General features: G+C 60.0%; 12 protein-coding genes. 2 read left to right on the forward strand and 10 right to left on the reverse strand.

Annotated elements, in window-relative coordinates; translation table 11 throughout:
* Nucleotides 1–15: 15 nt before the first annotated feature.
* Together PseAD21_RS07995 and PseAD21_RS08000 are read left to right on the forward strand one after the other, a co-directional pair.
* Nucleotides 16–1593 (forward strand): flagellar hook-length control protein FliK, encoded by a 1578-nt coding sequence (locus tag PseAD21_RS07995; protein ID WP_102355229.1) that lies wholly within the window; start codon nucleotides 16–18, stop codon nucleotides 1591–1593.
* Nucleotides 1590–1919, forward strand: coding sequence for an EscU/YscU/HrcU family type III secretion system export apparatus switch protein (locus PseAD21_RS08000; protein WP_025111916.1), 330 nt, complete (start codon nucleotides 1590–1592; stop codon nucleotides 1917–1919). The genes PseAD21_RS07995 and PseAD21_RS08000 overlap by 4 nt, the downstream gene beginning before the upstream one ends.
* Before the next feature lie 47 nt (nucleotides 1920–1966).
* On the opposite strand, the gene PseAD21_RS08005 is transcribed toward PseAD21_RS08000, so the two are convergent.
* The 10 genes from PseAD21_RS08005 to PseAD21_RS08050 form a co-directional block, all read right to left on the reverse strand.
* Entirely contained in the window at nucleotides 1967–4387 is a 2421-nt protein-coding gene (locus PseAD21_RS08005; protein WP_256588106.1) for an RICIN domain-containing protein, read from the reverse strand.
* Between the two features lie 225 nt (nucleotides 4388–4612).
* Nucleotides 4613–5005, reverse strand: a complete 393-nt coding sequence (locus tag PseAD21_RS08010; RefSeq protein WP_102355231.1) for a DUF2802 domain-containing protein — start codon at nucleotides 5003–5005, stop codon at nucleotides 4613–4615.
* Nucleotides 5006–5491, reverse strand: a complete 486-nt coding sequence (locus PseAD21_RS08015; RefSeq protein ID WP_102355232.1) for a chemotaxis protein CheW — start codon at nucleotides 5489–5491, stop codon at nucleotides 5006–5008. It lies immediately after the preceding gene.
* Nucleotides 5492–5561: 70 nt separating this feature from the next.
* A complete protein-coding gene (locus tag PseAD21_RS08020) occupies nucleotides 5562–6515 on the reverse strand; it encodes a CheW domain-containing protein (RefSeq protein ID WP_102355233.1) in 954 nt (317 codons plus the stop codon).
* 105 nt (nucleotides 6516–6620) lie between these two features.
* Entirely contained in the window at nucleotides 6621–7409 is a 789-nt protein-coding gene (locus PseAD21_RS08025; protein WP_102355234.1) for a ParA family protein, read from the reverse strand.
* Between the two features lie 43 nt (nucleotides 7410–7452).
* Complete coding sequence (gene motD / locus PseAD21_RS08030; protein ID WP_025111922.1) at nucleotides 7453–8343, reverse strand: flagellar motor protein MotD; 891 nt, start codon at nucleotides 8341–8343, stop codon at nucleotides 7453–7455.
* A 15-nt stretch (nucleotides 8344–8358) separates the two neighbouring features.
* Nucleotides 8359–9099, reverse strand: a complete 741-nt coding sequence (locus PseAD21_RS08035; protein WP_003222929.1) for a flagellar motor protein — start codon at nucleotides 9097–9099, stop codon at nucleotides 8359–8361.
* On the reverse strand, nucleotides 9099–10253 hold the full coding sequence (locus PseAD21_RS08040) for a chemotaxis response regulator protein-glutamate methylesterase (RefSeq protein ID WP_102355235.1): 1155 nt from the start codon (nucleotides 10251–10253) through the stop codon (nucleotides 9099–9101). The genes PseAD21_RS08035 and PseAD21_RS08040 overlap by 1 nt, the downstream gene beginning before the upstream one ends.
* 49 nt (nucleotides 10254–10302) lie before the next feature.
* Nucleotides 10303–12573, reverse strand: coding sequence for a chemotaxis protein CheA (locus PseAD21_RS08045; protein WP_102355236.1), 2271 nt, complete (start codon nucleotides 12571–12573; stop codon nucleotides 10303–10305).
* Nucleotides 12574–12627: 54 nt separating this feature from the next.
* Nucleotides 12628–13416: a protein phosphatase CheZ gene (locus PseAD21_RS08050; protein ID WP_102355237.1), complete on the reverse strand. Its 789-nt coding sequence runs from the start codon at nucleotides 13414–13416 to the stop codon at nucleotides 12628–12630.
* Nucleotides 13417–13424 lie beyond the last annotated feature (8 nt).

Genomic DNA, 13424 nt, shown 5'->3' on the forward strand with positions numbered 1-13424 from the left:
AGGTTGTGTCCGCGTATGACAGGCGAAATGAACATCCTCCCGCTCCCGCCCATCACCCCTGCGAACGCGCGTCCGCTGGTGATGAGTGGTGAGTTGCTCAAGCTGCTGACGCCGGTCGAAGGCTTGATCGGCGCCGGGCAAAGCGCCCAGGCCGAGGTGTTATCGCTCAAGCAGGCAGACCAGACCTTTCAACTGCTGCTCAAGGTGACCGTCGACGGCGGTCGCCAGACCACCGTGCAAGCCAGCAGCAACCTGCCGCTGCCGACCGGTACCAACCTGGCCGTGACTCAACCGTCGGCGGGTAACCTGGCGATCACCGTGCAGCAGGCCATCGCCAGCAGCGTCGCTGCCCTCACCCGCATCGATACGGCGCAGTTGCCGGTCGGTACCCTGCTGCAAGGCAAGGTGCTGACCTCGCAGACATTGCCGCCAGTGCCTGGGCAGCCGACGGTGTTCCGTTCACTGGTGAGCCTGCTCAACACCGCGCAGAGCGGCGCCACACTGGACATCGACAGCCCGACGCCGCTGCGCATCGGCACCCTGCTCTCGGCCTTGGTCGAGGATTCGCAGACGCTGAAATTCGTGCCGCTGAGCAGCCGTCAGGACCAGTTGGCCGTAAGCCAGCAACTGCTTGGCCAGCAGAGTCGCCAAGGCTCGCTGGACGGTTTGCTCAACGCTTTGCAGAACCTGCCGAGCGACGACCAGACCTCGCAGGATCTGCGCGCAGCCGTCGTACGCTTGCTCGCCAACCTGCCCGACGTGCAGCAGATGAGCACCGCCAAAGGCGTGGCCCTGGCCCTGGCCAACAGCGGCGCCTTCCTCGAAGCCAAGCTGTTGACCGGGCAAAGTCCGGCACTGGCCCCGGACCTGAAAGCCGATCTGCTCAAGCTGATCGCGCAACTGACCCCTGGCCTGCCGAGCAGCACCAGCTTCAACGCGATCATTGCCGCCAACACCCTGGCGCAAGCGCTGCCGAGCTTCGTCCGTAACGCCCTCGGCACCCTCGGCCAGGTCAGCGCCAAACCGCTGCCCAGCAGCTTCCCGCTGCCCGACCGCCTGCTGCAAAGCCAGGACGGCGAAGGTGATCTGGAGCATCTGCTGCGCCTCGCTGCGGCGGCCGTGTCGCGCCTGCAAAGCCATCAGCTGTCGAGCCTGGAACAGACCGGAGTCACCGATGACGGTCGTCTGCTGAGCACCTGGCAGCTGGAAATCCCCATGCGCAACCTGCAAGACATCGTGCCGTTGCAGGTCAAGTTCCAGCGTGAAGAAGCGCCGGAGCGCGAACCGCAACCGAACGAACGCCGCGATGAGCGCGAGCCCAAGCAACAACTGTGGCGCGTCGATCTGGCGTTCGACATGGAACCGCTCGGGCCGATGCAGATTCAGGCCCAGTTGATTGTCGGCAGCCTGTCGAGTCAGCTCTGGGCCGAACGCCCATACACCGCCGACCTGATCGGAAACAATCTGTTCGCCCTGCGCCAGCGCCTGCTCGATCGCGGGCTCAACGTCGGCGATATCGACTGCCACCTCGGCACCCCGCCGCAAGGCAACCAAACCCGCCTCGAACACCGCTGGGTCGACGAAACCGCATGAACGATTCCACTGCTCCACGCCAGGCCATCGCCCTCAAGTACGACGGCAACCACGCCCCGACCCTCACTGCCAAGGGCGACGAGGAACTGGCCGAGGAAATCCTGCGCATTGCCCGCGACTGTGAAGTACCGATCTATGAGAACGCCGAACTGGTGCGGCTGTTGGCGCGGATGGAATTGGGCGACAGCATCCCCGAAGAGCTGTACCGCACGATTGCCGAGATCATCGCGTTTGCATGGAATCTGAAGGGGAAATTCCCCGAGGGACATGATCCGCAGGCACCGATGGTCGAGAAGGACGTCACAGAACGCGGGGATGATTATTAGGCCTCGTTCGATACGCCCACAAATGGAAGAACCCGTCTGCTCGACATTCAATTCAGTCGCGCTCGCCACTGCAGATTCGCCCATTGAAACAGTTGTGAGTGGCCAAAATCCTTTATCTCGACAGGCGCCCCCTCCTCGGACAGATCAAGTGCCTTGAACCCGATACGTCCGATTCGCCAGTAGTACTCCTGCACCGGATCATTGACGCGATAGGGCAACAGGATTTGCTTGCCCGCCCCCAGACCATAGGGCCGCACATCAGACCAATTGAGTAAATTGGTCACGAAAACCGGAGAGGAAGACTCTTCGAACTCACCGCCGCCAAGATTTCTGACTTTCCAGAAATTGATATCACTCCCGTCTGATCGGGCGTGCAGAACCCAGACATCCGTCAGTTTTGTGAGCGGCGAATCCGTCACGGCGATTTTTGAACGCGCAGAATAGAAACCCGCAAATTCGAAGGCGTTTTCGAAGCCCAGAGAACGGCCACTGTTCCTGTAAGTGAGCAGTTTCAAGAACTCCCCACTCGAATCAACAGCAAGCACATCATCCTTGCCATCGAGGTCCAGCCTTGCGCTGAAGAAGTGGGACGGCAAGCCGATTTTTCGAGCATCCCCCCAATGAACAGGAAGGCCCAGGCTCGACCCTTTATTCTCCATCAGCCAGAAATCGGACACCGTGTTATCGAACGTCTGCACAATCAACACATCTTGCTTGTAGACGCCTTTGAAGTCGCCAGCGAGGTATTGCTGGGCTTGCCTGTAGGCATGTCCTTGCTGAACGCTGCGCCAGATGACCGGGTCAGCAAAATGCCCGCCCTCATTCTTCAATAGCCTGAAAATGGTTTCGTCACCTTTGCCAGGTGATATCGCCATCAGATCTGCCTTGCCATCACCCGTGAAATCAGCCAGCAGATAACGCGTCGAGTCGTAACAAATGGCAGTGCGACACCCTGAATCAAAAGAGGCTGGATCAAATGGAAGTCTTTCCTCATACCATTTTTCAGATGCAACGCCATTTGTATCCGTCGACGTAACCCAAACATCAACACCAGGGCCATCCGACCGACGCTGCACTTGTACCGTCCGGTTCATTCCGTCACCGATGACATCTCCTGTCAGCGCCACCTCCATTGAATCATTGTTATCAATGTTGTCGAGGCTGCGCACCCACAGCGTAGACCCCGCAAATCCGTTGCAATTGTCGATCAAGGTCGGTTGTACTCCATCCAGACACTGCCCCCGAGATCCTGGAACAAAAATCTTCCCGAAATCCCAAGGCGTCCAGTGCTGTGACAGAGCATTGCTCTCACAGGTGCGTTCGATCAATTGATCCTCCTGGCGCGCTATGCAATGGCCAGACGCTGTTTTCAGTAGCGCGATCCCCCACGCCCCAACCGGACTGGACGAAGGCACAAATGCCCAACGCTGGTTATCGCGGGGTTCACACCCCCCGAGTGTCACTCGCTGCCCCAACCCATTGGAAACCAGACACTGCTGAGTCTGGAAATTGACCAGCGGCCTGAAAGCTATATTGACCGGCGGTACAGAGTCATGGGCATGGCTAAGCTTGAAATTACGCCGAGCAACCCAATTACCATTCCAGGTGGCCTCACTGAACACACTGCTGACCGGTTCGGCCCCTTCAAAATGAAAGTAGCTGGCGACGATATGCCTCTTTGCCTGCACCGCTTTGGGCTCGACGTTGGGAGCAAGCGCTGCCGAGGGATAGGTCTCGTGATAAACCACCGGGATATCAGCCATGGCATTCTGCATGGCAAGTCGGGTCAACCGCGCTGAATAGATGTGGTCAGGGTGCTCTGTGTACGGAACGGTGTCCGGATTGAGTGCATACACCTTCGTCGCCCCCTCTTTGACGATCAGCTCAGTCAAGAGCTCCAGAAAGGATGTGCGGCTGTAGCGGTTTACCGGGCCTGACTCTGAATCCAGATATGACCAGCTCAGAACAGTTTTATCGAGATCAAGCATATCGGCCAACGGCACATCCCCGCCGCGGACATACCCTCCGTGTACACGCAAAAATATGAGTTTCAATCCAGGTCGAGCATCGGCAGTGACACTCATCAACCTCGCTGACCCTGCACTTATGAGGGCTGGGGTCCATGCTGTCGGGATACCCAACATTTTTTCGTAGGCTTTTTTCGACGCACTCTCGCGTCTCAGTACATAGTCAAAGCCGGCACCGGAACTGCCACCGTTCATGAAAATGCTGGTAACACAGCCGCCCGCACCGAGTACTTTGGATATGCCGGGTTCAATAAACAGAAGATCGTCGTCCATATGTGCCACGACATTGACCAGGTGGACACCGTGACAGTCTTGCCGATCGACAGTCTTTGCTTTCGGAGCGAGCGTGCTTGCCACACTTGCCTGAGCAAGACAAGCAGTCATGAGCAGCACGATTGTCAGCCATAGACTGAAATCACGTGGTGATCGCACTTCATTCATGTACCCGACTCTGGATTGCATATACCTACTCCACGATTGGCGATGAAAGGCAAACGGCTCTATCGCGAGATACAGGAGTGTGAGGAGCAATTGCCAAAGCCCTCTACTGTCAGAAATACCAGTTCAGACAGACGGTCATGCGCGGTACTGAAAACGAAATCGAGTGCAAAAAAAATCGCCAGCATGGCCGGCGATTCAGATTCAAATGACATGACTCTGCGAATATCAGCTTCTGTGCAACTTGCGCATCAACTCCGCCTCAGCCTGGGTCAAACCACAGGACTGCGTCAGCTCATCGACGCTTGCGCCCATGCCCACCAGTTTCGCCGCCTGGGCGAATGACAGGCTCGATGGATCGCGCTGCTCCAGCGCAACAATCTTGTCCGGCAACGGAGCGACCACCGAGCGCAGCTCGTGCAGGGCTTCGCCCATGCGCACGTTGCCGTTCTGATAGTCGTCGACGCGCTTGGTCAGGTCCTTGATGCGCTGATCACGCAGCGCATCGCCCTGAGCCTGTTGCGCAGCGATGACTTTTTGCGCCTTGATGTACGCCAGAAACATCGCCAGCGTGCCTGCCCAGAAGAGGAACAGGACAATGACCGCAACCTCGAGGATCAATCAGATGCTCTCCAGTTCCGACCATTCTTCTTCGCTCATCATCTTGTCCAGCTCGACCAGGATCAGCAACTCGTTGTTCTTGTTGCACACGCCCTGGATGAACTTGGCCGACTCTTCGTTACCGACGTTTGGCGCGGTCTCGATTTCCGACTGACGCAGGTAAACCACTTCAGCCACGCTGTCGACCATGATGCCGACGACTTGTTTGTCGGCTTCGATGATGACGATACGGGTGTTGTCACTGATTTCGGCATTGTTCAGCCCGAAGCGCTGACGGGTATCGATCACGGTGACCACGTTACCGCGCAGGTTGATGATGCCCAGCACATAGCTTGGCGCACCCGGAACCGGAGCGATCTCGGTGTAGCGCAGGACTTCCTGAACGCGCATCACGTTGATGCCGTAGGTTTCGTTGTCCAGCTTGAAGGTTACCCATTGCAGGATCGGATCTTCAGAACCCTTTGCCGCCGTCGCCTTGTCGTTCATACCCTAGCCCCTCGAAGTACCGCGCTCGCGGTGTATGTTTCGTTCGCCGGCATGGCTATGCCGGTGTCTGTTATGTCGGTTTGTGATTCGGCTTACTGCCGGACATGTGTTTTGCCCCGCCGCTGGCGATCAACTCGGCCAGTGCAGCGACATCGAGCAAGGCGCACATGTGTTCAATCACCGTGCCGGCGAGCCATGGCCGCTGACCCCGGTGACTTCTCCATTTGATTTCATTCGGGTCCAGACGCAACGAGCGACTGACCTGATGCACTGCCAGGCCCCATTCATAACCTTGTACCGAAATCACGTACTGCAGGCCCTGACGGAAGTCATCGCGATAGCGATCCGGCATGACCCAACGCGCGGTATCCAGCACTTTCAGATTGCCGGCCTGGCTCGGCAGAATCCCGAGGAACCATTCCGGCTGACCGAATAGCGGCGTCAACTCGTGGCCCGCCAGCGAATAGATCGAGCCAAGGCACACCAGCGGTACGGCCAGGGTCAGCCCGGCGACATCGAACAACAGGCATTCGAAGGCTTCCGAGGCCCAGGCCGGGCGGCCATCGGTGTCTACCGGTGGCGGCGTGTTGCTTGGTGGCAGGTGCACTTCCACCAGCGGCGGCACCAGCGTCTGCTCGACGGGTGCGGGCGCAACCGGTGCCGGTTCGACCACCGCCGGTTCCGGCGCGGTTTTCAGCAACTGGGTTTGCAGCAGCGGTGCGAGCGTCGAAACCGCTGCGCGGATCGGCTCCGCCTCTTCAATCAATGCGACGGGTGCCTTGGCCACTGGTGCGGCGGCAGGCGCAGCCACCGGTGTGGCCGGTTTGGCGGTTTTTTGCGCATCACGCGCCTGTTCTTCCAGTACCGCTGCCTGGAACTCGTCCAGCGTCTCGGCGCTTTCCACAATTTCAGGCTGCACTTCGATTGCCGGCGGCAGCTCCTCAGGAATTTCCTGCAGCAAGCCGTCCAGATAGGATTGCAGCGCCAACTGCGGACGCGAGGTGAGTTTGACTGGGCGGTTCATCGGTCAACAGCGCCAGACAGGGAAACCGCGTCGCCTGTTTCGCGAGCAGGCTCGCTCCCACAGGATTTGTGTAAGTCGAGCATGCGCGATCGGGTCACGGTCATCTCACGCCACCTGCGGAACAAGTTGTTGCGCCAGCAGATGCTTGAGCAGCGCGCGGTAAGCCAGCACGCCACGGCTCTTGCCGTCGAATTGCGAAGGCGTGACACCGGCCCGGCTGGCGTCACGCAGACGGGTATCGACCGGGATGTAACCCTGCCAGATTTCCTCGGGGAATTTGTCACGCAGTACGCGCAAGGTGCCCAGCGACGCCTGGGTGCGGCGGTCGAACAGGGTCGGCACGATGCTGAACGGCAGCGCCTGTTTGCGCGAGCGGTTGATCATCGCCAGAGTGTTGACCATGCGCTCCAGACCTTTGACGGCCAGGTGCTCGGTCTGCACCGGGATCACCAGTTGCTGGCTCGCAGCCAGGGCGTTGACCATCAGCACACCAAGCAACGGCGGGCTGTCGATCACGGCGTAATCGAAGTCCTGCCACAGCTGCGCCAGACTCTTGGCGATCACCAGGCCCAGACCACTCTGCCCCGGCGACTGGCGCTCAAGGGTCGCGAGTGCGGTGCTCGATGGCAACAGGGAAATGCGTTCGTCGCTGGTCGACAACAGCAACTGCCCGGGCAAGCCTTGCGGCACCGTGCCCTTGTGCAGAAACAGGTCGTAGTTGCTGTGTTCCAGGCTGTCGGGGTCGTAGCCGAAATAGCTGGTCATCGAGCCGTGCGGGTCGAGATCGACCACAACCACGCGCTTGCCCGCCTCCGCCAGCAATCCGGCTAAAGCGATGGAAGATGTGGTTTTACCGACACCACCCTTTTGATTGGCGACTGCCCAGACTCTCATTCGGTTCGTTCCTCCCGGCCGAGATGCTCGACCGAGACATAGCTCAGCGTATTAATGCGGGTGACGGAGAATTGACGGCACTCTCGCGTCCCGGCGTCTTGACCGGGGTCGGTGCAGTTTGTGTGCCAGCACGCTTCAACGCCGCGTCCGGTTGTGCATTGGCGGTTCCGGTACCGGTCAGGCTGCGGCGTACATCGAGGTTTCGCGACACCACCAGCACCACACGACGGTTTTTCGCGCGGCCCTCGGCAGTGGCGTTGTTGGCCACTGGCTGGAACTCGCCATAACCCACCGATGCCAGACGGCCAGGGTTCACACCCTGCATCGCGAGCATCCGGACGATGCTCGCCGAACGCGCCGAAGACAGCTCCCAGTTGGTCGGGTACTGCGCGGTACGGATCGGCTGATCATCAGTAAAACCTTCGACGTGGATCGGGTTATCGAACGGTTTGAGGATCGCCGCTACCTTGTCGATGATGTTGAAGGCGATGTCGCTCGGCATGGCGTCGCCGCTGCCGAACAACAGGCTGGAATTGAGTTCGATCTCGACCCACAACTCGTTGCCGCGCACGGTCATCTGGTTGGAAGCGATCAGGTCGCCGAACGCCGCACTGATGTCATCGGCAATGCTTTTCAACGGATCACTGGCGCCAGCGATACCGGCGTCGACCTGTTCGCTATCCTTGACCAACGGCTTGGCCGGGGTCACGGTCTTCGGTCGTTCATCGCCAATCGGGATCGGCTTGAGCGAGCGGTCGGAGTCGGTGAAAACCCCGATCAGCGCTTCGGAAATGACCTTGTACTTGCCTTCGTTGATCGACGAGATCGAGTACATCACCACGAAGAAGGCGAACAGCAGCGTAATGAAATCCGCATAGGACACGAGCCAGCGCTCGTGATTAACGTGTTCTTCCTGGTGCCTGCGACGAGCCATAGTCCATTACCCCCATCAATCCATGAAGCCCTGAAGCTTCAGCTCGATAGAGCGAGGGTTTTCACCTTCGGCGATCGACAGGATCCCTTCCAACAACATTTCGCGATAACGCGACTGCCGCAACGCGATTGACTTGAGCTTGGCCGCGACCGGCAGCAAGACCAGGTTGGCACTGGCGACACCGTAGATGGTCGCGACGAAAGCCACGGCGATGCCGCTGCCCAGTTGCGTCGGATCAGCGAGGTTGCCCATCACGTGAATCAGGCCCATCACCGCACCGATGATGCCGATGGTCGGCGCGTAGCCGCCCATGCTTTCAAAGACTTTGGCCGCCTCGATGTCGCGCGCTTCCTGGGTGTAAAAATCCACTTCGAGGATGCTGCGAATCGCTTCCGGCTCAGCGCCATCGACCAGCAGTTGCAGGCCTTTGCGCGAGTAGTTGTCCGGTTCGGCATCGGCTACGCCTTCCAGGCCAAGCAAGCCTTCCTTGCGCGCGGTGAGGCTCCAGTTGACCACCCGGTCGATACCGCCGGCCAGGTCCACCCGTGGCGGGAACAGAATCCAGGCGAGGATCTGCATGGCGCGCTTGAAGGCGCTCATCGGCGATTGCAGCAGCGCTGCACCGATGGTGCCGCCGAGCACGATCAACGCGGCAGGACCGTTGGCCAGCGCACCGAGGTGGCCGCCTTCAAGGTAGTTGCCGCCAATGATGGCGACGAACGCCATGATGATCCCGATAAGGCTTAGAACATCCATCAGATACACGCCTCGACGATGTGCTTGCCGATGTCGTCCAGGCTGTACACCGCGTCGGCGAGATCAGCTTTGACGATGGCCATCGGCATGCCGTAGATCACGCAGCTTGCCTCATCTTGTGCCCACACCGCGCTGCCGCCCTGCTTGAGCAGACGCGCACCTTCACGGCCATCGGCGCCCATGCCGGTCAGTACGACCGCCAGAACTTTGTCACCATAGGACTTGGCTGCCGAACCGAAGGTGATGTCCACGCACGGCTTGTAGTTCAGACGCTCGTCGCCCGGGAGGATTTTCACCGCGCCACGGCCATCGATCATCATCTGCTTGCCACCCGGGGCCAGCAGCGCCAGGCCCGGACGCAGAATGTCGCCATCCTCGGCTTCCTTGACGCTGATGCGGCACAGCTTATCGAGACGCTCGGCAAACGCCTTGGTGAACGCCGCCGGCATGTGCTGGATCAGCACGATCGGTGCCGGGAAGTTCGCCGGCAACTGAGTCAGCACTCGTTGCAGCGCAACCGGGCCGCCAGTCGACGTACCGATGGCAACCAGTTTGTAGGCTTTGCGTTTCGGTGCCGGCGACGAAGCGCTGGCAGCCGGCGCGCGGCTGGCCGCTGGAGCATGCGCAGGCGCAGGTGCCGGACGCGTTGGCGCGCTGCTGCTGTGACTGCTGAAGCTCGATGCCGCCGGAGCAGGCGCAGGCGCAGGCGTCGGTGCAGTGGCCGGAGCCGGCGCACTGTAGGCACTGAAACGACGGTTACTGCGCGAAATGCTATGGACCTTCTCGCACAGCAGTTGCTTGACCTTCTCGGGGTTACGCGAGATGTCTTCGAAATTCTTCGGCAGGAAATCCACCGCGCCAGCGTCCAGCGCATCCAGGGTTACCCGGGCGCCTTCGTGGGTCAGCGAGGAGAACATCAACACCGGGGTCGGGCAACGCTGCATGATGTGCCGCACTGCCGTGATGCCGTCCATCATCGGCATCTCGTAGTCCATGGTGATCACGTCCGGCTTGAGCGCCAGGGCCTGATCGATCGCCTCTTTACCGTTGGTGGCCGTGCCGACCACCTGGATGCTCGGATCCGCTGAAAGAATTTCCGAGACGCGGCGGCGGAAAAAACCCGAATCGTCCACCACCAGGACTTTGACTGCCATAAACACTCCATTAGGCGCAGCGGGACGTCGTCGCCCCGCTGCCCCGGATTCAAATACGCCGTGCGGCGTAACGCTTGAGCATGCTTGGAACATCGAGGATCAGAGCGATGCGGCCGTCACCAGTGATGGTGGCGCCGGACATGCCCGGAGTGCCCTGGAGCATTTTGCCCAATGGCTTGATGACCACTTCTTCCTGACCGACCAGTTGATCGACGACGAAGCCGATCCGCTGGGTGCCCACCGAAAGGATCACCACATGGCCTTCGCGCTGCTCTTCGTGAGCGGCGGAGCTGACCAGCCAGCGCTTGAGGTAGAACAATGGCAGCGCCTTGTCCCGCACGATCACCACTTCCTGACCGTCCACCACGTTGGTGGTCGACAGGTCGAGGTGGAAGATTTCGTTGACGTTGACCAACGGGAACGCAAACGCCTGATTGCCGAGCATCACCATCAGGGTTGGCATGATCGCGAGCGTCAGCGGCACCTTGATGACGATCTTCGAGCCCTGCCCCTTGGTCGAGTAGATGTTGATCGAACCGTTGAGCTGGGAAATCTTGGTCTTCACCACGTCCATGCCGACACCACGGCCGGACACGTCGGAGATCTCGGTCTTGGTCGAGAAACCCGGGGCGAAAATCAGGTTGTAGCACTCGGTATCGCTGAGGCGATCGGCCGCATCTTTGTCCATCACGCCGCGTTTTACCGCGATGGCGCGCAGGACGTTCGGGTCCATGCCTTTGCCGTCATCGGAAATCGACAGCAGGATATGGTCACCCTCTTGCTCGGCAGCCAAAACAACACGGCCGCCACGGGCCTTGCCCGAGGCTTCGCGTTCTTCCGGCGACTCGATGCCGTGGTCGACGGCGTTGCGCACCAAGTGGACCAGCGGGTCGGCCAGGGCCTCGACAAGGTTTTTGTCGAGGTCGGTTTCTTCACCCACCAGTTCCAGGTTGATCTCTTTCTTGAGCTGACGCGCCAAATCTCGAACCAGGCGCGGGAAGCGCCCGAAGACCTTCTTGATCGGCTGCATCCGGGTCTTCATCACCGCGGTCTGCAAGTCAGCCGTGACCACGTCGAGGTTCGACACGGCCTTGGACATGGCTTCGTCGCCGCTGTTGAGACCCAGGCGCACCAGACGGTTACGCACCAGTACCAGTTCGCCAACCATGTTCATGATTTCGTCGAGACGCGCGGTATCGACACGAACAGTGGTCTCGGCTTCGCTGGCCGGTTTTTCCGGTGGCGGAGCAGCGGCGGCGCGGGCCGGAGCCGGTGCAGCAGCGGCAGCCGGTTTTGGCGTTTCGGCCTTTGGTTCAGGCTTCGGAGCAGCCTTTGGCGCAGCAGCCGGAGCCTTGGCGGCAGGCGCAGCCACGGTCGATGCGGTGCCCGCAGTCGCGGCGCCGACGTCGGTGAACTTGCCTTTGCCGTGCAGTTCGTCGAGCAGCGATTCGAACTCGTGATCGCTGATCAGGTCGCTACCGGCAGCCGCAGCCGCCGGAGCGGCAGGAGCGGCAGGCGCCGAGGCGATCGCCGACTCCAGCGCTTCCACGGCAAAGTTGCCCTTGCCGTGCAACTGATCGAGCAGTGCTTCGAATTCGTCGTCGGTGATGTCCGAGCTGTCGCCCGCCGCCGGTGCTGCCGGAGCCGCTGCAGTCGGTGCCACGGCATCCGCCGCGAACTGGCCTTTGCCGTGCAGTTGATCAAGCAACGACTCGAATTCGGCGTCGGTGATTTCATCGCCGGCAGCAGCATCGGCAGCCGGCGCAGGTGCAGGTGCAGCAGCGGCCGGGGCTTCGGCTTCGGCCTTGGCGGCGTTCAGCGAATCCAGCAGCTGTTCAAATTCGTTATCGGTGATGTCACCCGAATCGCCTTCGACGACCAGCTCTTCGATCATCTCGGCCACTGGCGATGCCGGGGCGACGTCCGCCGATTGCGGTTCGGCCAGGCGCGCCAGAGCGGCCAGCAGTTCCGGGGTCGCAGCGGTGATCGGTGCGCGTTCACGGACTTCGCTGAACATGCTGTTCACCGCGTCCAGTGCTTCGAGCACCACGTCCATCAGTTCTGCATCAACGCGACGTTCACCCTTGCGCAGGATGTCGAACACGTTTTCGGCGATGTGACAGCACTCCACCAGCTCGTTGAGCTGAAGGAAGCCGGCGCCCCCTTTTACAGTGTGGAAACCGCGAAAAATTGCGTTGAGCAGATCTGCGTCATCCGGGCGGCTTTCCAGCTCGACCAGTTGTTCGGACAGTTGCTCAAGAATCTCGCCGGCCTCAACCAGGAAATCCTGAAGGATCTCTTCATCGGCGCCGAAGCTCATTAATGGGGTGCTCCTACAGGTCTAAAAACCCAAAAAACCTAAAATTCCAAAACTCTAGAATCCAAGGCTGGATAACAAATCGTCCACATCGTCCTGACCGGACACAACGTCTTCTCGTTTATCGGCATGAATCTGCGGACCTTCACCCTGCGAGAGATGTTTTTGTGGATCTTTTTCTGCAAGCATCGCGGCGCGGTCGTGTTCGATGCCCGCAAAGCGGTCCACCTGACTGGCCATGAGGACGAGTTTGAGCAAATTGCTTTCGACTTCGGTGACCAGTTGGGTCACACGCTTGATCACCTGACCGGTGAGGTCCTGGTAATCCTGAGCCAGCAGGATGTCGTTGAGGTTGCTCGACACCGCACGGTTGTCCGTGATGCTGCGCGACAGAAAACCGTCGACCCGGCGCGCCAGTTCGCGGAACTCTTCAGCCCCGACTTCACGACGCATGAAACGGCCCCAATCGGTACTCAGGGCCTGGGCTTCTTCAGCCAGGCCATTGACCACCGGGGTAGCGCTTTCCACCAGATCCATGGTGCGGTTGGCCGCGGCTTCGGTCAGCTTGACCACATAGCCCAGGCGTTCGGTGGCGTCGGTGATTTGCGACACTTCCTCGGCCTGCGGCATGTGCGGATCGATCTGGAAGTTGACGATCGCACTGTGCAGTTCGCGTGTGAGCTTGCCCACTTCCTGATACAGGCCACGGTCACGGGTCTGATTGAGCTCATGGATCAGTTGCACAGCGTCGCCGAACCTGCCCTTTTCAAGGCTCTCGACCAGTTCGACCGCGTGTTTTTTCAGGGTCGATTCGAAATCGCCCTGTGAAGATTCGTTATGCTCCATAGCTCCCC

This window comes from Pseudomonas sp. AD21 (assembly GCF_002878485.1).
Classification (GTDB): domain Bacteria; phylum Pseudomonadota; class Gammaproteobacteria; order Pseudomonadales; family Pseudomonadaceae; genus Aquipseudomonas.

Coding starts and splice junctions, on each gene's coding strand:
- PseAD21_RS07995 (WP_102355229.1), top strand. CDS start 16: ATGACAGGCGAAATGAACATCCTCCCGCTCCCGCCCATCACCCCTGCG.
- PseAD21_RS08000 (WP_025111916.1), top strand. CDS start 1,590: ATGAACGATTCCACTGCTCCACGCCAGGCCATCGCCCTCAAGTACGAC.
- PseAD21_RS08005 (WP_256588106.1), bottom strand. CDS start 4,387: ATGAATGAAGTGCGATCACCACGTGATTTCAGTCTATGGCTGACAATC.
- PseAD21_RS08015 (WP_102355232.1), bottom strand. CDS start 5,491: ATGAACGACAAGGCGACGGCGGCAAAGGGTTCTGAAGATCCGATCCTG.
- PseAD21_RS08020 (WP_102355233.1), bottom strand. CDS start 6,515: ATGAACCGCCCAGTCAAACTCACCTCGCGTCCGCAGTTGGCGCTGCAA.
- PseAD21_RS08025 (WP_102355234.1), bottom strand. CDS start 7,409: ATGAGAGTCTGGGCAGTCGCCAATCAAAAGGGTGGTGTCGGTAAAACC.
- motD (WP_025111922.1), bottom strand. CDS start 8,343: ATGGCTCGTCGCAGGCACCAGGAAGAACACGTTAATCACGAGCGCTGG.
- PseAD21_RS08035 (WP_003222929.1), bottom strand. CDS start 9,099: ATGGATGTTCTAAGCCTTATCGGGATCATCATGGCGTTCGTCGCCATC.
- PseAD21_RS08040 (WP_102355235.1), bottom strand. CDS start 10,253: ATGGCAGTCAAAGTCCTGGTGGTGGACGATTCGGGTTTTTTCCGCCGC.
- PseAD21_RS08045 (WP_102355236.1), bottom strand. CDS start 12,573: ATGAGCTTCGGCGCCGATGAAGAGATCCTTCAGGATTTCCTGGTTGAG.
- PseAD21_RS08050 (WP_102355237.1), bottom strand. CDS start 13,416: ATGGAGCATAACGAATCTTCACAGGGCGATTTCGAATCGACCCTGAAA.